Source organism: Pseudomonas sp. AF32, from assembly GCF_022342325.2.
In the GTDB taxonomy this organism is placed as follows: Bacteria; Pseudomonadota; Gammaproteobacteria; order Pseudomonadales; family Pseudomonadaceae; genus Aquipseudomonas; species Aquipseudomonas uvaldensis.
Genome location: NZ_RQJK02000016.1, coordinates 1 through 20,292 on the forward strand (window position 1 = coordinate 1; position 20,292 = coordinate 20,292).

General features: G+C 61.2%; 16 protein-coding genes and 4 tRNA genes. 7 read left to right on the forward strand and 13 right to left on the reverse strand.

Annotated elements, in window-relative coordinates; genetic code table 11:
* The 6 genes from EGM97_RS15850 to EGM97_RS15875 all read right to left on the reverse strand — a co-directional run.
* A partial coding sequence (locus EGM97_RS15850; RefSeq protein WP_477788821.1) for a DUF6531 domain-containing protein occupies window positions 1-1,987 on the reverse strand: 1,987 nt, incomplete at its 3' end.
* 218 nt (window positions 1,988-2,205) lie between these two features.
* Window positions 2,206-2,607, reverse strand: coding sequence for an SEL1-like repeat protein (locus EGM97_RS15855; RefSeq protein WP_238965584.1), 402 nt, complete (start codon window positions 2,605-2,607; stop codon window positions 2,206-2,208).
* Window positions 2,608-2,979: a hypothetical protein gene (locus EGM97_RS15860; RefSeq protein WP_003179080.1), complete on the reverse strand. Its 372-nt coding sequence runs from the start codon at window positions 2,977-2,979 to the stop codon at window positions 2,608-2,610.
* Window positions 2,976-3,317: a helix-turn-helix domain-containing protein gene (locus tag EGM97_RS15865; protein WP_053147421.1), complete on the reverse strand. Its 342-nt coding sequence runs from the start codon at window positions 3,315-3,317 to the stop codon at window positions 2,976-2,978. The genes EGM97_RS15860 and EGM97_RS15865 overlap by 4 nt, the downstream gene beginning before the upstream one ends.
* A gap of 114 nt (window positions 3,318-3,431) precedes the next feature.
* Window positions 3,432-3,887 (reverse strand): YkvA family protein, encoded by a 456-nt coding sequence (locus EGM97_RS15870; RefSeq protein WP_238965585.1) that lies wholly within the window; start codon window positions 3,885-3,887, stop codon window positions 3,432-3,434.
* A gap of 293 nt (window positions 3,888-4,180) precedes the next feature.
* The gene (locus tag EGM97_RS15875; RefSeq protein ID WP_072393940.1) at window positions 4,181-4,894 is read right to left on the reverse strand and encodes an FKBP-type peptidyl-prolyl cis-trans isomerase; all 714 of its coding nucleotides are present in this window, start codon (window positions 4,892-4,894) and stop codon (window positions 4,181-4,183) included.
* A gap of 268 nt (window positions 4,895-5,162) precedes the next feature.
* Here EGM97_RS15875 and EGM97_RS15880 point away from each other — a divergent pair, with 268 nt between their 5' ends.
* Both EGM97_RS15880 and EGM97_RS15885 read left to right on the forward strand, forming a co-directional pair.
* Window positions 5,163-6,968, forward strand: a complete 1,806-nt coding sequence (locus EGM97_RS15880; RefSeq protein ID WP_238965586.1) for a di-heme-cytochrome C peroxidase — start codon at window positions 5,163-5,165, stop codon at window positions 6,966-6,968.
* Between the two features lie 31 nt (window positions 6,969-6,999).
* Window positions 7,000-8,136, forward strand: coding sequence for a catalase family protein (locus EGM97_RS15885; protein ID WP_238965587.1), 1,137 nt, complete (start codon window positions 7,000-7,002; stop codon window positions 8,134-8,136).
* Between the two features lie 97 nt (window positions 8,137-8,233).
* Here EGM97_RS15885 and EGM97_RS15890 read toward each other — a convergent pair.
* The 4 genes from EGM97_RS15890 to EGM97_RS15905 form a co-directional block, all read right to left on the reverse strand.
* Window positions 8,234-8,310, reverse strand: a tRNA-Asp gene (locus tag EGM97_RS15890).
* Between the two features lie 17 nt (window positions 8,311-8,327).
* Window positions 8,328-8,403: transfer RNA gene (locus tag EGM97_RS15895), tRNA-Val, on the reverse strand.
* A 174-nt stretch (window positions 8,404-8,577) separates the two neighbouring features.
* A tRNA-Asp gene (locus EGM97_RS15900) sits at window positions 8,578-8,654 on the reverse strand.
* A gap of 20 nt (window positions 8,655-8,674) precedes the next feature.
* Window positions 8,675-8,750 (reverse strand) — tRNA-Val (locus tag EGM97_RS15905).
* 160 nt (window positions 8,751-8,910) lie between these two features.
* On the opposite strand from EGM97_RS15905, the gene rdgC reads away from it, so the two are divergent.
* The 3 genes from rdgC to sugE all read left to right on the forward strand — a co-directional run bounded on the left by rdgC (window position 8,911) and on the right by sugE (window position 11,375).
* On the forward strand, window positions 8,911-9,831 hold the full coding sequence (rdgC, locus tag EGM97_RS15910; RefSeq protein ID WP_053147409.1) for a recombination-associated protein RdgC: 921 nt from the start codon (window positions 8,911-8,913) through the stop codon (window positions 9,829-9,831).
* A gap of 144 nt (window positions 9,832-9,975) precedes the next feature.
* Window positions 9,976-10,944, forward strand: a complete 969-nt coding sequence (locus EGM97_RS15915) for a bile acid:sodium symporter family protein (RefSeq protein ID WP_238965692.1) — start codon at window positions 9,976-9,978, stop codon at window positions 10,942-10,944.
* 116 nt (window positions 10,945-11,060) lie between these two features.
* Window positions 11,061-11,375 (forward strand): quaternary ammonium compound efflux SMR transporter SugE, encoded by a 315-nt coding sequence (gene sugE, locus EGM97_RS15920; protein ID WP_238965691.1) that lies wholly within the window; start codon window positions 11,061-11,063, stop codon window positions 11,373-11,375.
* Between the two features lie 121 nt (window positions 11,376-11,496).
* Here sugE and EGM97_RS15925 read toward each other — a convergent pair whose 3' ends face one another.
* From EGM97_RS15925 to EGM97_RS15935, 3 genes are all read right to left on the reverse strand, one after another.
* A complete protein-coding gene (locus EGM97_RS15925; protein ID WP_238965690.1) occupies window positions 11,497-13,371 on the reverse strand; it encodes an MFS transporter in 1,875 nt (624 codons plus the stop codon).
* 80 nt (window positions 13,372-13,451) lie between these two features.
* Window positions 13,452-14,600, reverse strand: a complete 1,149-nt coding sequence (locus EGM97_RS15930; protein ID WP_238965689.1) for a TDT family transporter — start codon at window positions 14,598-14,600, stop codon at window positions 13,452-13,454.
* A gap of 103 nt (window positions 14,601-14,703) precedes the next feature.
* Complete coding sequence (locus EGM97_RS15935; protein WP_238965688.1) at window positions 14,704-15,897, reverse strand: MFS transporter; 1,194 nt, start codon at window positions 15,895-15,897, stop codon at window positions 14,704-14,706.
* Between the two features lie 103 nt (window positions 15,898-16,000).
* On the opposite strand from EGM97_RS15935, the gene EGM97_RS15940 reads away from it, so the two are divergent.
* Entirely contained in the window at window positions 16,001-16,540 is a 540-nt protein-coding gene (locus EGM97_RS15940) for a TetR/AcrR family transcriptional regulator (RefSeq protein ID WP_238965687.1), read from the forward strand.
* Between the two features lie 248 nt (window positions 16,541-16,788).
* Window positions 16,789-20,259 (forward strand): hybrid sensor histidine kinase/response regulator, encoded by a 3,471-nt coding sequence (locus EGM97_RS15945; protein ID WP_238965686.1) that lies wholly within the window; start codon window positions 16,789-16,791, stop codon window positions 20,257-20,259.
* The last annotated feature ends 33 nt before the right edge of the window (window positions 20,260-20,292 follow it).

Here is a 20,292-nt window from a genome sequence, read left to right on the forward strand (position 1 = left end):
CCCCCCAGCTGTAACGGCTGTCCATCTGCGCGAACGAGGCCCAGTGGCGGATGCAGCGGGCCGCCCTGCCGGTCCCTTGCCACTCCCAGAAGAAACTCGCGCCGCCGGCCAGTTGCCGCTGGAGGATGACGTGGGCGTCGTCGTAGTCGTAGCGCTCGCTTTCGCCGGCAGCATTGGTCGCTTCGATCAGCCGCCAACGGGCGTCGTAGCGGTAGGACACCAGCGTCTGTTCGGTGCGCCAGGCTTCGTCCACCGTCAGCGCCGGGCGGAAGCTCTGGTAATCGATGGCAACCAGGTGGCGGTGTTCATAACGCAGGCGCAGGCAGCGGCCGGCACCGTTGTCCAGGCGGCTGATGTCGCCGTAGATGTTGCGCTGAATGCTGAGGCGGTTGTCGTGGCGGTCGCTGAGGGCGGTCAGACGGCCGTCGCGAAAGTGCAGGAAAGGTGCGTTCTCGCCGGGCTGGGCGATGATCAGTTCGTCCGGCTCGCCGCCCAGGTAGATCGCGGCGCGGGCCAGGCTGTTGTGGATTGCCGGGCGTTGGACGCTGGGCAGCGGAAAGGGTGTGCGCCGGTTTTCCTGGTCGATCCAGATGACCTGCCCGTCCTCAAGCTCCAGGCGATGGGCCAGGGCATGGCTCCAACCGCGTCCCAGGCCCACGTCCAGCTCCACTGCGCTGGTGCGGTACAAGCGGGTGAAGACAAACGGCAGCCGACCATCGAGGGTGCCGTCCTCCAGGGTCAGCAGCTCCTCGCCGGTGACCATGGACACCGGGCAGCCGTCGGTGCGGGTCAGGGCCGCGCTGTCGGCACTGTCGCCGTTGGGGTTCTTCGATTGGGCTGTGGCGTCGTCGTGGGGTTCGTCTTTTTTCAAGGTGGTATTGCGTTTGGCGTCCCAGCGCAGTTGCATCCGGCCTTTCTTCACGCCGGCCACGATCCCCCGCGCGGCCACGGTTTTGTAGCGGTCGACGTAGCCCATGAAACCGTTGATCACGGTGAAGATCGAGTCGATGAAGCGCTGCACGGTATTCATCAAACCCGCACCATGCTTGGCCAGCCGCATCGACAGATAAGCGATACCGGCGCCCGCTCCGGCGAAGGTCAGGACCAAACCGATCAGCAGGTCGAGCAACAGCTGCACCACCACCGTCGACAGGGCTTCGGCGGTTTCGCCCGCAAGTTCACTGGGCGGCAGCATCTCCAGCCAGAGGCTGGCGGTGCGCATCAGCAGGCACAGCGCCGCTTCGTCACTGACCAGCAGTTGCAGCCTGGCCATCATTTGCGGCGCATCCCGCGCCAGCTTTACCAACTGGCCGGCACTCTCACCCAATCGATCTGCAAACTCGCCGGGATCCTTGAGGATGTCCGAGAGCAAGCCGATGCTGTCCCACACCCCTTCGATGGCCGCCCAACTGCCGGCCAGCAACCCATTGCCCACCGCGGCCGCCGAAGTCGCCAGGGATTGCTGCGCCCATTGCGGCTTGAACCCCTGCCACTCGCCGCGCAACCACGCCGTCAGCTCACCGGTCAGGCCCTCGTAGGAAGAAAACAGATCCGCGATCTGCTCGGGCGCCACCTCGCCCTGGACATGCACCCGATAGAACCGGCCCGCCTCCCCCTTGAAGGTCCCCAGGCCCTGGGCATCCAGTGTTACAGGCGTGACCTTGCCGTCGTCCACCGCCACCACATCCACCACGATGTAGCCCAACGGGATCTCGTACACCGATTCGAATTTGCTCTCGAGGGTCATCACCCCACCCAGGGGGCATTGGACGACCGTGGAAAGAAAGTCATCATCGCCAGTACTGACGACGGTGGTGCTGTCACCGAAGCGAATCACCCGCTCCATGCCCAGCAGCGAAGGCAGGTCGGCGGCCTGGCTGGCCCGGTCCGCGACCCGGCTGTACCAGTCCTCGAGCTGCTCGCGATAGACGGACAGTGTGTCCTTGAAACTGTCGAGCTCCTGCTCGATGCGGCTTACCTGATCCATCAGGATCTGGCTCGATCAAGGATGCGCAGGAAAAACCGGTCGAACATGGGCAAAGGTCTCGCAACACTCAGGAAGGGCGAGACTTTGCCGGGGGTGGCTGGGGAAGTAAGTCAGGGAAAGAAGCGATGGATGTAGGGCAATTCTTTAAATGGCCCCAGAAGGAGCAAACGAGCAGCCGACCAGGGAAAAAACAGCTTCAATCCGACCTGTGGATAGACCTAGAGGTCATCGCCCTCAAGGCGCTTGAGCTTGTCCTCGGCCAACGGATGCCCGGCTTTTGCCGCCAGGGCCCACCAGCGTGCCGCTTCGACCGGGTCCGGTGCCTTGCCGACGGCCCCGGTCATGCTGAGCACGCCGACTTGATAAGCCGCCTTGCCATCACCCGCCAACGCCGCCAGTCGCAACAGACGAACACCTTCCGCTCGAGCGCCCAGCCCTTGGCCACGAAACGTGAGGATATGGCCATAGAAACTTTGAGCACCGACATCGCCCAGGTTGGCCATGCGGGAGAATTGTCCTTCGAGCCAGGCCCAGCCACGTGGCTGCCGAACGAACCATGGCCAATGAAACAGTCGACGCGCCAGCCAGTAGCCGGCTCGCGCCTTGATCCGCCAGAACATTCAGGCCTCCGCCGACTCGGGGTATTCGTATTCGAACACGCGGACGACTTCGGAAGCATGCCATGAGGCGGCGGCCACACCATCGGAAGGCCCCGAAAAGCGCCCAAGGCGCTCGACACATTCAAAGAAACCGGTGCGCGGCAACCGGCTGGCACCCTGGCTGATCACCAGCGAACTGCGCAGCGGCTGTTCGGCCCGGGCGTCCAGCGCCGCCAGATGCTCAAGTGCCGCGGTCAGTGTCTGCATGGCCGGACTGGGCAACTGCAAGCGCTCCAGCAAGGCACGATACGTCAATAAATGGCGCTGGCGGCGCGCCTGGTCCAGCTCACCCAACAACCCATCCCAATGCTGCCGACTGATACGTACACTCACGATTCATCCCTCCACCCCGGCACCGTCAGTTCCCAGGCCAGACTGCGCCGAATCGCGGCATCGGGCTGTCGCTCGCCGCTTTCGATCAAGGCCAGATAAGACGGGCTGATGCCTACCGTGCGGGCCAACGCCTCGATGGCGATGCCCTTCCCTTCGCGCAAACTGCGTAATTGATCCAGACCAGGAAGAACCTGGCCGGGTGCCGCCGCATGACGGACTGTGGCTTCGTGCGGCGGAGCTTGATGGATGCCTGCGGCTTTCAACAACGACTGGTACTGATCCCACGGTAAAACCGCGTATTCGGGCTCTCCGTCGCGTGTAATTATTTGGATATCCATGACCACCCCGTAGGACAACGACACTTAACTAGCCAGCCTTTTTCCTAGGAAGTGTAATCCTAAATGACGGCTAAGGTCGCGGGGCGATGAATCCCTGAAGGAAACAGGACGGGATCAGGACTTTTTCTGACCTTCGAGCTGGAGCTGTTCCGGCGTGTCGGGCAGCCTTTCGACTCGCACGAGCTTCTCGGGTGATTGTCGGTCACGCCAGGCACGGAAGGCGCTGAGCTCATCGTCGAGGGTCTTCATGATCCAGGCCAGCACGGCGATATCGTCGATCATGCCAAACATTGGCAACAGGTCTGGAATCGCGTCCAGTGGACTGAGGAAATACATCAGCCCCGCCACGATGGAAAGCAGGGATTTTGCGCTGACAGCCCGATAGTCGCCCCGCCAATACGCCAGGCACAGGGCCTGGAGCAAACGCAGGTCTTCCTTGAGCCTGCCCAACCGGCTACCCTCCCGCGCGCCCTTGCTGGCGACGGCAAACAACAGCGTCGGTAGCCGACCTCGGGCCAGCAACCGCCCCGCCAGAGGCAGAAATCGAGCAAAACTCCACGGTGCCTTCATTTCTTCTTCCCACTGAAATGTTATCCACACAAATTGTGGATAACCTTGTGAACAGAGCTGCATTTCACCGCTAGAGCCCCCGTTTCACAAGGCCTCGGCTCAGATCGGGCGTTTTTTACTCACATAAAAAAACCCAATATTTCATTGACTTGACGGGCTGGCTGGGTCTAGAGCAGCGCCCGTATTGCCTATGACTGCCGCCTGCGGCGTGCGTTCGGTTTTTTGCTGTTTTTCAAGGCCCGGATGCGGCAACGCCCCGCATAAGCGAGGCGTTGTCGTCATAGCAGACGCGATTACTTGGCGGCGTCTTCTTTTGCCGGATCCTTGATTGCCAGCAGTTCCAGGTCGAACACCAGGACCGAATTGGCAGGGATGGCAGGGCTCGGGCTCTGGGCGCCGTAGGCCAGGTCGCTCGGGATGTACAACTTGTACTTCTCGCCGACGTGCATCAGTTGCAGGCCTTCAACCCAACCCGGGATTACACCGCTGACCGGCAGGTCGATCGGGCTGCCACGCTCTACGGAGCTGTCGAACACCTTGCCATCGATCAGTTTGCCGGTGTAGTGAACTGTCACCACGTCGGTCGGCTTGGGCTGTGGGCCGTCGGCCTTCTTGACCACTTCATACTGCAGACCGGAAGCGGTGGTGGTGACACCCGACTTCTTGCCGTTTTCTTCGAGGAATTTCTTGCCAGCGGCTGCCGACTCTTCACTCATCTTGGCCATGCGCTCTTCGGCACGCTTCTGCAGCGCGGCGAAGGCTTCGACCAGTTCTTCGTCTTTCAGCTTCTGTTCTTTCTTGCCGACGGCATCTTCGATGCCCTGGGCTACGGCTTTGGAGTCCAGGTCATCCATACCTTCCTGAGCCAGGCTTTTGCCCATGTTCAGGCCGATACCGTAGGAAGCTTTCTGCGCCGGGGTTTTCAGCTCAACGCTGGTCTGCGAGTCGCAACCTGCGAGTACCAGACCAACCAGGGCAACCGCCGCCGCCAACCGATGCTGTTTCATGCTATTTCCTTGTTCATGCGCCTAAAGGGCAATCGAATAAAGCCGCGAGCTTATCAGGCGGCCACGACCAATGGCTACCGGCATGTGAGCCACAAACCCGTGATAAGTTCAGGTCTTAAAACGCAATTTAATCCTGGGCGGATTAAGGCTCTGTTATTCAGGACAGATGAAGACAAATTGCCGCGCCCCGCAATTCCACCATAATGGCCACTTGCCGGCCACGCAGCTCTGAGGCATAAGGGCTTATCAAAAAAACAAGGACGTTACCGTGCGCCTCTTCTCCCGCATTCTATTGTTGATCCTGGTGCTGCTTTTTGTCGCAGTGGCCGTGGTGCTCTACTACGTTGCCAACCCCCGCCTCCCCTTCTACACCCCGGTGGAACAGGTCCACTACCTGGATCAATGGAGCGCCGCCGAGCGCCAGACGTATTACTTCACGCCCCAAGGCACCCAGGTCAAAGGCCTGCGCTACGACTGGTTCACCGCCCTGGAGCTGCCATTTTCGCAGCAGCGCTTCGCCTCGCCCGAATACCTGGCGCGCTTCGGGTTTCTGGTCGACCCGGCGCAAAAGGCCACGCCGCAGAACCCCGGCAACCTGCCGGTGGGCTTCACCCGCCACCAGAACCCCGGCAGCACCGAGCAGTTCCTGGATATCACCTGCGCCGCGTGTCATACCGGTGAATTGCACTTCAAGGGCCAGGCGATACGGATCGACGGCGGCTCGGCCCAGCACGTACTGCCCTCCAGCGTTCCGACATTGCGCGGTGGCAGTTTCGGACAGGCTCTGGTCGCCAGTCTGGCGTCGACCTACTACAACCCCTGGAAATTTGAACGCTTCGCCCGCAAGGTACTGGGTGCGGACTATGACGCCCGCAAAGACGATCTGCGCGAGGCCTTCAAGGACTCCCTGGATACTTTCGTGCGCACGGCATGGAACGACACCCATCGTGGTCTCTACCCCACCGAAGAAGGTCCCGGCCGGACCGACGCCTTCGGCCGTATCGCCAACGCCAGCTTCGGCGATGCCATTTCGGCCAAGAACTACCGGGTCGCGGACGCCCCGGTGGATTACCCGCAACTGTGGGATATATGGACGTTCGACTGGGTCCAGTGGAACGGCTCGGCCCAGCAGCCGATGGCACGCAACGTCGGCGAAGCGCTGGGGGTAGGCGCCACGCTGAATTTCTTCGACGCCCAGGGCAAGCCGTTGCAGGGCGACGCGCGATACCCTTCCAGCGTGCGCGTGCGCGACTTGCACACCATCGAAGAAACCCTGCAACTGCTCAAGCCACCGGTCTGGCCCGAAGCCGTCCTCGGCCCGATCGATAAGCCCCTGGCGGCCAAAGGCCGGGCATTGTTCGCCGAAAACTGCGCCGGTTGCCATGTGCCCAAAGTGGTCCAAGGGCCCGACAGACCGGTCCAGCAACTGCACATGCTACCCGTTAAGGTGATCGGCACCGATCCGGGGACCGCCAACAACATCGCCGACCACCGTTTCGACCTGACCAGCCTGCAATGGGACCCGGCCGAACTGGCGAAACTGGAAGTGCAACTGCACCCGACCCCGACCCAACCCCTGGACATGAGCCAGATCTCGGTCGCCAAAGGCCTGGCTTATGTCACCGCGTTCGTCGAAAACCGAGCGTACCGCGACGCAGGCGTTACGCCCGAGGAACGTCCGGCGCTGGATGGCTTCGGCCTGCCCATCGGTGTGCGCGAGCTGCGCGCCTACAAGGCCCGCCCGCTGGCAGGCGTCTGGGCCACGCCACCGTTCCTGCATAACGGCTCGGTGCCGACGATCTACCAATTGCTCTCGCCTCAGGCCGAGCGGGAAACAACCTTCTATAAAGGCAGCTTCGAATACGATCCACGACACCTGGGTTATCGCACCGAGGCCTTTACCAATGGTTTTGTCTTCGACACCAGGATCACCGGCAACCACAACAGTGGCCATGAATTCCGCTCGGGTGAGCGAGGCAACGGCGTGATTGGCCGTTTGCTGCAACCGCAGGAGCGCTGGGCGTTGCTGGAATACCTCAAGGTGCTCGGCGGGCCGTTGGAGTCGCAACTGTGATGATGAATGTTTCAGGCAAAAGGATCGCCCCATGCTGATCACACTCTGGCTGCGCCTCGGCGCCTTTCTGGGCAAGACGCTCTTGTGGCTGGTGGGCATCGGCCTGCTCGGCTGGGCGCTGGCCACGGCCTGGTTCGCCTGGCAGCACCGTGGTCCGGTCCCGGACAAGGAGCAGATCCCGCCCGGCGAAAGCGCCATGACGCAGGACATCATCCAGACCGCCATTCGCATCGTCGATCAACATCGCGAAGGCACTCGCTATCTGCGCGACGCCCATGCCAAGGCCCACGGCTGCGTAATGGCCGAAGTCCGGGTGCCGACTGACTTGTCGGCGCCCTTGCGCCAGGGCGTCTTCGCCGAACCGGGGAAAGTCTGGCAAGCGACGATGCGCCTGTCCAACGGCAACGCCTACCCTCAGTTCGACAGTCTGCGGGATGCGCGGGGGATGGCCATCAAGCTGTTGAACGTACCGGGTAAACAACTGCTGGCAGAACGGCAGTCTCAGGGCGAACAGGATTTCGTGATGTTCAATCACCCGAACTTCTTCGTCAGTGACGTCGCCGAGTATCGTCAGAACGTCGCCGCCCAGGCCGATGGAAAAAAGGCGATGGCGTTCTTTCCGAGCCTGGATCCGCGCAGCTGGCAGATCCGCCATCTGTTCATCGCACTGGCGACCCTCTCGCCGCCGCCGGCCAGCCCGACCCAGACCACGTATTTTTCCGTATCGCCCTACAAGTTTGGCGAGACCAACGCCAAGTTTCGAGTCGCGCCGGATCCGGACAGTTGCCCCAATTACACCTTGCCGCCGCAGAACCAGGACCTGCCCAACTTTTTGCGCAGCGCGTTGAATCAGCAGTTATCCACAGACCGGGTGCCGGCGTGTTTCGTCTTGCAGGTCCAACGCCAGGACCCAAGCAAATACATGCCGATCGAAGACACCAGTATTGAATGGCAGGAGAGCGACGCACCGTTCGAGACGGTGGCGCGAATCAAAGTGCCAGCCCAGGACTTCGACACCCCCGAGCAGAACCTGGCCTGTGACAACCTGTCCTTCAACCCCTGGTTCGGCATCGAGGCCCACCGCCCCATCGGCGGCATCAACCGCTTGCGCAAAGCGGTGTATGAGGCGGTCAGCGACTACCGTCACAGCCGTAATGCCGAGCAGTAGTGCGCAGGCATTTCCAAACACCAGACAGCAAAAAGCCCGCTCAATGAGCGGGCTTTCCGTAGGTGACCTGGCGTTCAGTGTTCCAGATGACCGAATATGGCGCAGCGGACGGGACTCGAACCCGCGACCCCCGGCGTGACAGGCCGGTATTCTAACCGACTGAACTACCGCTGCGCGAAACATTGAAAGCGTGGTGGGTGATGACGGGATCGAACCGCCGACATTCTGCTTGTAAGGCAGACGCTCTCCCGGCTGAGCTAATCACCCTGCACTTTCGATGCGGGGCGCATTCTCTCACACTTTTTTGTAACGTGCTGATTTAATTAGCAAAATTAGAAAAAAATGTTCGATACACAGCGCAGGAACACCAGACAGCAAAAAGCCCGCGTCAGCGGGCTTTTCGGTAGCTATCTGGCGTTCAGTGTTCCAGATAACTGAATATGGCGCAGCGGACGGGACTCGAACCCGCGACCCCCGGCGTGACAGGCCGGTATTCTAACCGACTGAACTACCGCTGCGCGTAACACTTGGAGCGAAATGGTGGGTGATGACGGGATCGAACCGCCGACATTCTGCTTGTAAGGCAGACGCTCTCCCGGCTGAGCTAATCACCCTTCGCTTTCGGTGTGGCGCGCATTCTACGGAGCGACCTCGAAGCTGGCAAGCACTTTTTAAATTAATTTTCTCAGCCCTTCCAAAGGCTTAGCGGAGGGTTGGCCTACGCCGCCACGAAGAGAATAATGCCCCCCTTTGTATAAAGGAGAGACTCGCCCCATGTGGTTCAAAAACCTGCTTATCTATCGCCTGACCCAAGATCTGCCTTTTGATGCCGAGGCGTTGGAAACTGCACTGGCCAGCAAACTGGCGCGTCCCTGTGCAAGCCAGGAGTTGACCACTTACGGTTTCGTCGCGCCGTTCGGCAAAGGCGAAGACGCACCGCTGGTGCATGTCAGCCAGGACTTCCTGCTGATCGCCGCTCGCAAGGAAGAGCGTATCCTGCCGGGCAGCGTCGTACGCGATGCCTTGAAGGAAAAGGTCGAAGAGATCGAAGCCGAACAAATGCGCAAGGTCTACAAGAAGGAACGGGACCAGCTCAAGGATGAGATCATCCAGGCTTTCCTGCCCCGCGCCTTCATCCGTCGCTCGTCCACCTTCGCCGCCATCGCGCCGAAGCAGGGCCTGATCCTGGTGAACTCCGCCAGCCCGAAACGCGCCGAAGACCTGCTTTCCACCCTGCGTGAAGTCATCGGCTCGCTGCCGGTGCGTCCGCTGACCGTAAAAACGGCGCCGACGGCCATCATGACCGACTGGGTCAAGACCCAGAAAGCCGCGGACGACTTCTTCGTGCTGGACGAATGCGAACTGCGCGACACCCACGAAGATGGCGGCATCGTGCGCTGCAAGCGCCAGGACCTGACCAGCGACGAAATCCAGCTGCACCTGAACACCGGCAAAGTCGTGACCCAACTGTCGCTGGCCTGGCAGGACAAGCTGTCGTTCGTGCTCGACGACAAAATGGTGGTCAAGCGCCTGAAGTTCGAAGACCTGCTGCAGGATCAGGCAGAACAGGACGGCGGCGACGAAGCCCTCGGCCAATTGGATGCCAGCTTCACGCTGATGATGCTGACGTTCGGTGAATTCCTGCCGGCGCTGGTCGAGGCGTTGGGCGGGGAAGAGATTCCGCAGGGGATCTAAAGGCTGATGACTTCCAGTGTGGGAGCGGGCTTGCTCGCGAAAGCGGTGTGTCAGACAGCAATTTCTCAGCTGACACACCGCCTTCGCGAGCAAGCCCGCTCCCACAATGGTTTTGTGTAATCCACTAACAACAAGGATCTGGTCATGCGCGCACTGGCTGCACTGAGCCGCTTCGTCGGCAATACCTTCGCCTACTGGGTGCTGATTTTCGCCATCGTGGCGTTCGTGCAACCCACCTGGTTCATTGGCCTGAAAAGCGCCATCGTGCCGCTGCTTGGCCTGGTGATGTTCGGCATGGGCCTGACCCTCAAACTCGAAGACTTCGCCGAAGTCGCACGCCATCCGTGGCGTGTGGCCCTGGGTGTGGTCGCTCACTTCGTGATCATGCCCGGCGTGGCGTGGTTGCTTTGCCAGGTGTTTCATCTGCCGCCGGAAATAGCCGTGGGCGTCATCCTCGTGGGCTGCTGCCCGAGCGGCACCTCGTCGAATGTCATGACTTGGCTGGCCCGCGGCGACCTGGCGTTGTCGGTGGCAATCGCGGCCGTCACCACCCTCCTCGCTCCGCTGCTGACGCCCGCGTTGATCTGGCTGCTGGCCTCGGCCTGGCTGCCGGTGTCGTTCATGGAGCTGTTCTGGTCGATCCTGCAAGTGGTGCTGTTGCCGATCGTGCTGGGCGTGGTGGCGCAACGGCTACTGGGTGACAAGGTGCGCGTGGCGGTGGATGTGCTGCCGCTGGTGTCGGTGGTGAGCATCGTGATCATCGTCACGGCGGTCGTCGCCGCCAGCCAGGCGAAGATTGCCGAGTCCGGCCTGCTGATCATGGCCGTGGTGATGCTGCACAATGGCTTCGGCTTCTTGCTGGGTTACTTCACCGGGCATTTGTTCAAGCTGCCGCTGGCGCAGCGAAAGTCCCTGGCATTGGAAGTGGGCATGCAGAACTCCGGCCTGGGTGCCGCATTGGCGAGTGCGCACTTTTCACCTTTAGCGGCGGTACCCAGTGCGCTGTTCAGCGTCTGGCACAACATTTCCGGCGCACTGCTATCCACGTACTTCCGCCGCATGAGCGAAAAGCAGGACCGCGAAACCCTGATTCGCCAGCAGGCGACTGACTGAAGCCGACTTGATCGAGTGCCCGATCATGGGCACTCTATTGCCAGTGCGGGGACGACCCCGCAGCTTGGATCGACTGTCAATCCGGGGACGCCCCCATCCATTCATGGAGGTGTGTGATGTCCTGGATCATTCTGTTTTTTGCCGGCCTGTTCGAAGTCGGCTGGGCTGTCGGCCTGAAGTACACCGACGGCTTCAGCCGTCCTCTACCCACGGCCCTGACGATTGCCGCCATGGGCATCAGCCTTGGCCTGCTGGGCCTGGCCATGAAGGAATTGCCCCTGGGTACAGCCTATGCGATCTGGACCGGGGTCGGCGCCGTGGGTACGGTGATCGCCGGGATCATTCTGTTTGGTGAATCGATGGCATTGGTTCGGCTGGTCAGTGTGGCGTTGATCGTCACCGGATTGATCGGGCTCAAGGTCAGCGCCTAGGCCATTATCGCTATCGCGAGCAGGCTCCCACATTGGATTTGCGGTGCGTCGTGGTTCTATGGCCGACATAAAACCTGTGGGAGCGAGCCTGCTCGCGAAAAATCGAAAGGTCTTAGCCGACCTACCTGGCCGCTCCGCGCAACTCCCCCACCAACACTTGCAGCTTGGCCGGCTCCGCCATCTCGACTGCCACCGGCGGCCCGGCGACCAGCGTCACCCGCGACCAGAACCGGCGAAACAGCCCCTTGGCCGGATCGCGACTGAAGAAACTGCCCCACAACCCCTGCAATGCCAGGGGAATCACCGGCACGGGCGTTTCCTGCAAGATCCGCGTCAAACCGCTCTTGAACTCACTGATCTCACCGTCAGCGGTCAACTTTCCTTCAGGAAAGATGCAGACCAGCTCACCGTCGTTCAGGTACTGCGCAATTCGCTTGAAGGCCTTTTCGTAGATGTGAATGTCTTCCTGGCGCCCGGCAATCGGAATCGTCCCGGCGGTACGGAAGATGAAGTTCAGGACCGGCAGGTTGTAGATCTTGTAGTACATCACGAAGCGAATCGGCCGACGGACCGCGCCGCCAATCAGCAAGGCATCGACGAAGGACACATGGTTGCAGACCAACAGCGCTGCACCTTCATCAGGGATCGCATCAAGATTGCGATGCTCCACGCGGTACATGGAATGGCTCAGCAGCCAGATCATGAAACGCATGGTGAACTCGGGGACGATCTTGAAGATGTAGGCGTTGACGCCGATATTCAGCAGCGACACCACAAGAAACAGCTGTGGGATCGACAGTTTCGCCAGGCTCAGCAAGATGATGGAGACAATCGCCGACACCACCATGAACAGCGCGTTGAGAATGTTGTTGGCGGCGATAACCCGCGCCCGTTCATTCTCGACGGTACGCGACTGGATCAGCGCATACAGCGGCACGATGTAGAAACCACCGAAGATGCCAAGGCCGAGGATGTCCATCAGCACCAGCCAGGCGTGGCCGAAACCCAGCACCTGGAGCCAACCGTGGCCGTCGACGCTGTCGGGAATCGAACCGGAATGCCACCACAGCAACAGCCCGAACACCGTCAGGCCGAACGATCCGAACGGCACCAGGCCGATCTCGACTTTACGTCCCGACAGCTTCTCGCAAAGCATCGAGCCCAACGCGATCCCCACCGAGAACACCGTCAGGATCAAGGTCACCACGGTTTCGTCGCCATGCATCCACTCTTTGGCATAGGCGGGAATCTGCGTCAGGTAAATCGCCCCGACGAACCAGAACCAGGAGTTGCCGACAATGGAGCGGGACACCGCCGGGGTTTGTCCCAACCCCAGTTTCAGCGTGGCCCAGGACTGGCTGAAAATGTTCCAGTTCAGGCGCATCTGCGGCGAGGCCGCCGCTGCACGTGGGATACCACGGCTGGCCAGGTAACCCAGCACCGCGATACCGACAATCGCCGTGGACACCACCGGTGCGTAATGAACCGAAGACATCATGATCCCGGCGCCAATGGTGCCGGCGAGGATCGCCAGGAAGGTGCCCATCTCCACCAGGCCGTTGCCACCGACCAGCTCATCTTCGCGCAATGCCTGCGGCAGAATCGAATACTTCACCGGCCCGAACAGGGCCGAGTGGGTGCCCATGGCAAACAGCGCCAGCAGCATCAGCCACAAGTGATCGAACAGAAAACCCAGCGCGCCGACCGCCATGATGACGACCTCGCCGAGCTTGATCAGCCGTATCAACGCATCCTTGGCGAACTTCTCACCGAACTGGCCCGCCAGCGCCGAAAACAGAAAGAACGGCAAGATGAACAACAACGCGCAGAGGTTGACCCAGATCGAACGGTCACCCTCGATGGTGAGGCGGTAAAGAATCGCGAGGATCAACGACTGCTTGAACACGTTATCGTTGAATGCGCCAAGGGACTGCGTAATGAAGAACGGCAAGAACCGCCGCGTGCGAAGCAAGGTGAACTGCGAAGGGTGACTCATCTTCCATGTACCTGAGTGGCTTGGACACTTATTGGAATGAGGTTTTTCGATCCAGGCCACACATTACCTGTCTTTAGCGATTATTTCGCCAGCTCCGCAATGCACGGAGAAACAAACAACTCACCGTGCCAGGCGCCCAGGACAGTACGCCAGCCGACGATCAACCACATCACCACCAACATCGCCACCAACACGCTCCCGGCCACCTGGAAAAAAACCAGGCCCAGCAGGTCGGCCAATTTCAGCGTGGTCAAGGCATACACACCCAGCGGGAAGGTGAAGCCCCACCAACCGAGATTGAACGGAATACCGGCGCGCAGGTAGCGTACGGTGATCAGCAACGCCATCAACATCCACCAGAACCCGAGCCCCCACAGCGTAATGCCAGCCACCAGCCCTAACCCGGAGGCGATTTCGCCCACGCCGGGAATGCCATTGGCAGCGAAGATCGTCGGCGCATCGCCGCCCAACAGCAACATGCCCAGAGCGCCGGTGCCGATGGGCCCAAGGGCCAACCAGCTCGAAGCCGCCATGTTTTCATGGGGCAGTTTGTGCAGCGCCATGCGCAACAACAGAATCGTCAGAATGCTGAACGCCACCGGTAGGGAAAATGCCCAGAGCACGTAGCTGGTGACCAGCATGACCAACTGCGCATGAGCATCGGCCAGATGCGGCGCTAACAGCCCACCGCTGGCGGCCGCGACTTCGGCGGCCACCACGGGCAGCAGCCACACGGCGGTCATCTGATCGATTCGGTGCTCCTGGCGGGTGAACATCAGGAAGGGAATCAGTACGCCGCAGGCCAGCGACATCGCCACATTGATCCACCACAACACCTCGGCCAAGGGAACCACGCCCTCTCCCCAGCGTGGCAGGCCGAACACCAGAAGACCGTTGATGAGCGTCGCCAACCCCATGGGAATGGTGCCGAAGAACATCGAAACCGTGGAGTGCCCGAAAATCCGCCGTGCCTCGTCGAAGAACAACACCCAGCGGGCGGCGTACAGGCCGGTGAACAGCACGAACAGGAAACTATTGAACACCCATACGCCTTCACCCAGCAGACGAAGCCCGGGTACATTGGCCGGCCACTGCGCCAACGCCAGGGCCAGCACGCCGGTGCCCATGGTTACGGCGAACCAGTTAGGAGTGAATTGGCGGATGGCTTCCAATGGCCTGTGCAAGTGGCTCAATGGACGTAAGCGATTTTTTGCAGCGCAGCATGTCATGGCGAACTCCTGTCCCCTGAAGAGATGGGAGTCATGCTAGAGCCAGATCGAATATCGATATAACGGGTAATTTCTCTATGGTTAATCTGTTTTATAGATAAGCTCATGCATTATCCGGAGCGTTGGCCAATCCCCGGGATTTACGCCACAAGCTCCATAGCGCACCAACGGCCAGCGCCATCAGCACAGCGCCATAACCATCGGTGGTAGCCATCAATCCGAACACCCGGGTCAGATTTCCCGCCAACAAGGAGGGCAAACTGAACGCCAGGTAGCTGAGCACATAAAAAGCCGACATCAAGCCGGCCCGTTCATGGGGCAGCGCCAACGGCATAATGCTGCGCAACGCACCCAGGAAGCCGGCGCCAAAACCACTGCCGGTCACCAACGTACCGATAAAGAACAAAGGCAGGCTACCCGAATGTGCAGCGACCAAAACCAGCACAAGGCCCGTGATCAACAAGCTGGCGGCAAGACGCAGCATGTTTTCTGCGTGCTGGTTGCGTAGCGTGTAGATGGACAACGCCCCGGTGAGCGTCAGGGCGGCAACCAATGCGCCACCGATCAGGTTGGAAGTCGAGCCAGTGGCGGCCCGAACCAAGGATGGCGCCAATGACAGATAGAAGCCGCCCACTGCCCAGGCCGCCAGATTCAATGGCAGTACCAGCCACAAGGCTCTCCGCGCCTGGACCGGCACGTGCAAGGTCGGACGCAAGGATTGCCAGGCACCGGGCTTTGGGCTGACGCTTTCCCCCAGGCGCCAGAGATAAATCGCCTGGACCAGGAACAGCCCCAGCAGAAGCCAATACGTCAGTTGCAAAGGCAGCGGCGCGAATTCAGCCAACATGCCGCAGCCCAGCGCTCCACACGCCATGCCCAGCAGCGGCGCAACACTGGTGATCAGCGGCCCTTGCTGGCGATCGAAGTCCAGCAACGCGGCGCCAAGCACACTGGTGGCCATGCCTGTGGCGAATCCCTGGATCAGGCGCGCACCGATCAACCAGCCGATGCTGTCGGCATTGATAAACAGCATCATCGCCAGCATGTTGAGCAACAATGCCACGAAGATCACGGGCCTGCGGCCCAGGTAATCCGACAGCGATCCCACCGTCAACAAGGCTGCCAGCAGACTGAAGGCATATACCCCGAAGATCAGCGTAAGGATCGCCGAAGAAAATTGCATGTGTTCCTGATAGAGGTGATACAACGGCGTCGGCGCACTGGAGGCGGCGAGGAAACCGAGCAAAGTGATCGCCAGAAAAATCAGGCTGGCACGGGTCGAAGCTGGACGGGACATGGGCACGCTCCACAGGCATATTCACAAAAGCTAATTTTTTGCTTTTGCGGAGTGTGCTACCGGCGTGCGCTTAAAGCAAATTCTTTGTGTTAAGGTCTGACACATGGCTATTAAAGAAGGTTTACGCCCCGGCGGCAGAAGCGCCCGGGTCCAGGAATCGATTCACTCAGCGGTCCGCGCCCTGCTGCAAGAGCAGGACCGCGCGACCCTGACCGTGCCGCAAATCGCTGCACGCGCCGGCGTGACCCCGTCCACCATCTATCGACGCTGGGGCGACCTGCCAGCACTGCTGGCCGACGTCGCCATTGCCCGCATGCGCCCCGACAGCGAACCGGCCAACACCGGAAGCCTGCGCGGCGACCTGCTGGCCTGGGCCGAACAGTACCTGGATGAAATGAGCTCCGAGCCCGGTCGCAACATGATGCGCGACATCCAGGCCTGCGCGACGCCGGGGCATTGCGTTGGGATTATCAGCGCTCAGTTGCAGATCATCCTGGATCGCTACCCTGGGGAACCAAACCCTGGCGTCGAGCGACTGATCAATGTGGTGGTGGCGCCGACGGTGTTTCGCATTCTTTTTGCGACCGCACCGCTGGAGGTTGAGGAGTTGCATCGGTTGGTTGATATCGCGCTGGGTCGGTAAGGCCGCTATCGCGAGCAGGCTCGCTCCCACGATGGAGCTGAGGTGGACGCGGGATCTGTGAACACCCGGAAATTTGTGGGAGCGAGCTTGCTCGCGATGAGGCCACCCCAACACCTCAAAGCCATTGCCTGTCGCATCTTGCGACACCCCGCCACGCCCCGACCTTGGTCGACACTGACGAACCCGAGCGGGCATGCGAGACTGTCCTGCCGGGCCCTGGTCCCGGTGTTCTTCGTTCGGGAGTTTCCATGTCGCTGTCCAGCGGGCTGATTGCCGTTGTTGCCCTGGCCTATATGGCCATCATGTTCGCCATCGCCTTCTACGGCGACCGGCGCAGTACGCCGTTGCCTCCCCGGGTACGGGCCTGGGTCTACAGCCTGTCGCTGGCGGTGTATTGCACCAGCTGGACCTTCTTTGGCGCCGTGGGCCAGGCTGCCGAGCAACTCTGGTCGTTCCTGCCGATCTATCTCGGGCCGATTCTGTTGCTGGTGCTGGCGCCCTGGGTCTTGCAGAAGATGGTGATGATCAGCAAGCAGGAAAACATTACCTCCATCGCCGACTTCATCGCCGCCCGCTACGGCAAATCCCAATCCCTGGCCATCGTGATCGCCCTCATCTGCCTGGTGGGCGTGCTGCCCTACATTGCCTTGCAGCTCAAGGGCATCGTGCTGGGGGTGAACCTGTTGATCGGCGCCGGCGCCGACGCCATGGGCACGCGCGCCCAGGACACCGCGTTGATCGTCTCGCTGATCCTGGCGTTGTTCACCATCGTGTTCGGGACCCGCAACCTGGACGCCACCGAGCACCACCGCGGCATGGTGCTGGCGATTGCGTTCGAATCCCTGGTCAAGCTGCTCGCCTTCCTCGCGGTGGGCGCTTTCGTGACGTTTGGCCTTTACGACGGCTTCGACGACCTGTTCAACCAGGCGATGCTCGCACCGCGGCTGGAGGAGTACTGGAAGGAAACCATCAACTGGCCGTCCATGGTGGTGCAAACCGGCGTGGCGATGATGGCGATCATCTGTTTGCCACGGCAATTCCACGTAACCGTGGTCGAGAACATCGAACCCCAGGACCTGCGCCTGGCCAAGTGGGTGTTCCCCGCCTACCTGGCCTTGGCCGCCCTGTTCGTGGTGCCCATCGCCCTCGCCGGGCAAATGATGCTGCCCAGCTCGGTATTGCCGGACTCGTTCGTCATCAGCCTGCCCCTGGCCCAGGCCCATCCGTCGCTGGCCGTGCTGGCGTTCATCGGCGGCGCCTCGGCCGCCACCGGCATGGTGATCGTGGCAAGTGTCGCGCTCTCCACCATGGTGTCCAACGACATGCTGCTGCCCTGGCTGCTACGGCACAACAACGCCGAGCGGCCGTTCGAAGTTTTCCGCCAGTGGATGCTCTCGGTTCGCCGGGTCAGCATCGTGGTGATCCTGTTGCTGGCCTATGTCAGCTACCGGTTGCTGGGCTCGACAGCAAGCCTGGCGACCATCGGCCAGATCGCCTTCGCCGCCGTGACTCAACTGGCGCCCGCCATGCTGGGGGCGTTGTACTGGAAGCAGGCCAACCGCCGCGGGGTGTTCGCCGGCCTCGCCGCTGGGATCTTCCTGTGGTTCTACACGTTGGTGTTACCGATTGCGGCCCATAGCCTGGGCTGGTCGCTGAACAGTTTTCCTGGGCTGGCCTGGCTGCATGGCAATCCTCTGAGCCTGCCCATCAGCCCACTGACCCAAGGTGTTGTGCTGTCCCTGGCGGGCAACTTCAGTCTGTTCGCCTGGGTCTCCGTATTGTCACGCACGCGGGTGTCGGAGCACTGGCAGGCCGGACGCTTCATCGGCCAGGAGATCAGCGCTCGCCCCAACGCCCGTTCGATGCTGGCGGTGCAGATCGAAGACCTCTTGCAACTGGCCGCCCGCTTCGTCGGCGAAGAGCGGGCGCGTCAGAGTTTCATCCGCTTTGCTTATCGCCAGGGCAAGGGATTCAACCCGAACCAGAATGCCGACAGCGAATGGATCGCCCACACTGAACGCCTGCTGGCGGGTGTACTGGGGGCCTCGTCGACTCGGGCCGTGGTGAAGGCCGCGATCGAAGGCCGGGAGATGCAACTGGAAGATGTCGTGCGCATCGCGGACGAAGCGTCGGAGGTGTTGCAGTTCAATCGAGCACTGCTGCAAGGCGCCATCGAGAACATCACCCAGGGCATCAGCGTGGTGGACCAATCCCTGAGGCTGGTGGCCTGGAATCGCCGCTACCTGGAACTGTTCAACTATCCGGACGGCTTGATCAGCGTCGGCCGGCCGATTGCTGACATCATCCGCTATAACGCTGAACGTGGTCTCTGTGGACCGGGCGAGGCAGAGGTCCACGTCGCCCGGCGACTGCACTGGATGCGCCAGGGCCGGGCCCACACATCCGAACGCTTGTTCCCCAACGGTCGGGTGATCGAGCTGATCGGCAACCCGATGCCCGGTGGCGGTTTCGTCATGAGTTTCACTGACATCACCGCCTTCCGCGAAGCCGAGCACGCCCTGACCGCGGCCAACGAAGGACTGGAACAACGGGTGGCCGAACGCACCCGGGAGTTGTCGCAACTGAACCTGGCCCTGACCGAAGCCAAGAGCACGGCCGAAGCGGCCTATCAGTCCAAGACCCGCTTCCTGGCCGCCGTCAGTCATGACCTGATGCAACCCCTCAACGCCGCTCGCCTGTTTTCCGCCGCCCTGTCCCATCAGCACGAAAGCCTGCCGAGCGAAGCCCGGCAACTCGTACAGCACCTCGACAGTTCACTGCGCTCGGCCGAAGACCTGATCACCGACCTGCTGGACATTTCTCGCCTGGAAAACGGCAAGATCAATCCCGACCGCCAGCCGTTCGCACTGAACGAGCTGTTCGATATCCTCGGTGCCGAATTCACGGTATTGGCCCGGGAACAGGGCCTGAAGTTCCGGGTACGCGGCTCTCGACTGCGGGTCGACAGCGATATCAAACTGCTGCGTCGCGTGCTGCAGAACTTCCTGACCAACGCCTTCCGCTATGCCAAGGGACCGGTGCTGCTGGGAGTGCGTCGACGCAACGGTGAATTGTGCCTGGAGGTCTGGGATCGCGGCCCCGGCATCGCCGAAGACAAGCAACAAGTCATCTTCGAAGAATTCAAACGATTGGACAGCCATCAGACCCGGGCCGAAAAAGGCCTCGGCCTGGGCCTGGCGATTGCAGACGGGCTATGCCGGGTACTGGGTCATACCCTGCGCGTGCGCTCATGGCCCGGACGCGGCAGCGTGTTCAGCGTCAGCGTGCCGTTGGCCCGCACGCAGACCGCCGTGCCCAGCACCGTTGTCGAACCCAACGGTCTCTTGGCAAACGGAGCCCAGGTACTGTGTGTCGATAACGAAGACAGCATCCTGATCGGCATGAACAGCCTGCTGACGCGCTGGGGTTGTCAGGTGTGGACAGCGCGCAACCGTGAGGAATGCGAGCGCTGGCTGGCCCAGGGCGGGCGACCACAACTGGCCCTGGTGGATTTCCATCTGGACGATGGCGAGACCGGCACTGAGCTGATGGCCTGGCTGCGTACGCGTATGGGGGAGCCGGTGCCTGGGGTGGTGATCAGCGCCGATGGTCGACCGGAAACCGTGGCTCAGGTGCACGCCGCGGGCCTGGACTACCTGGCCAAACCGGTGAAGCCGGCGGCGCTGCGGGCCTTGTTGAGTCGACATTTGCCGCTGTAGGCGCAGGGGTTTTCCGGCCGGACACCGAGCCCT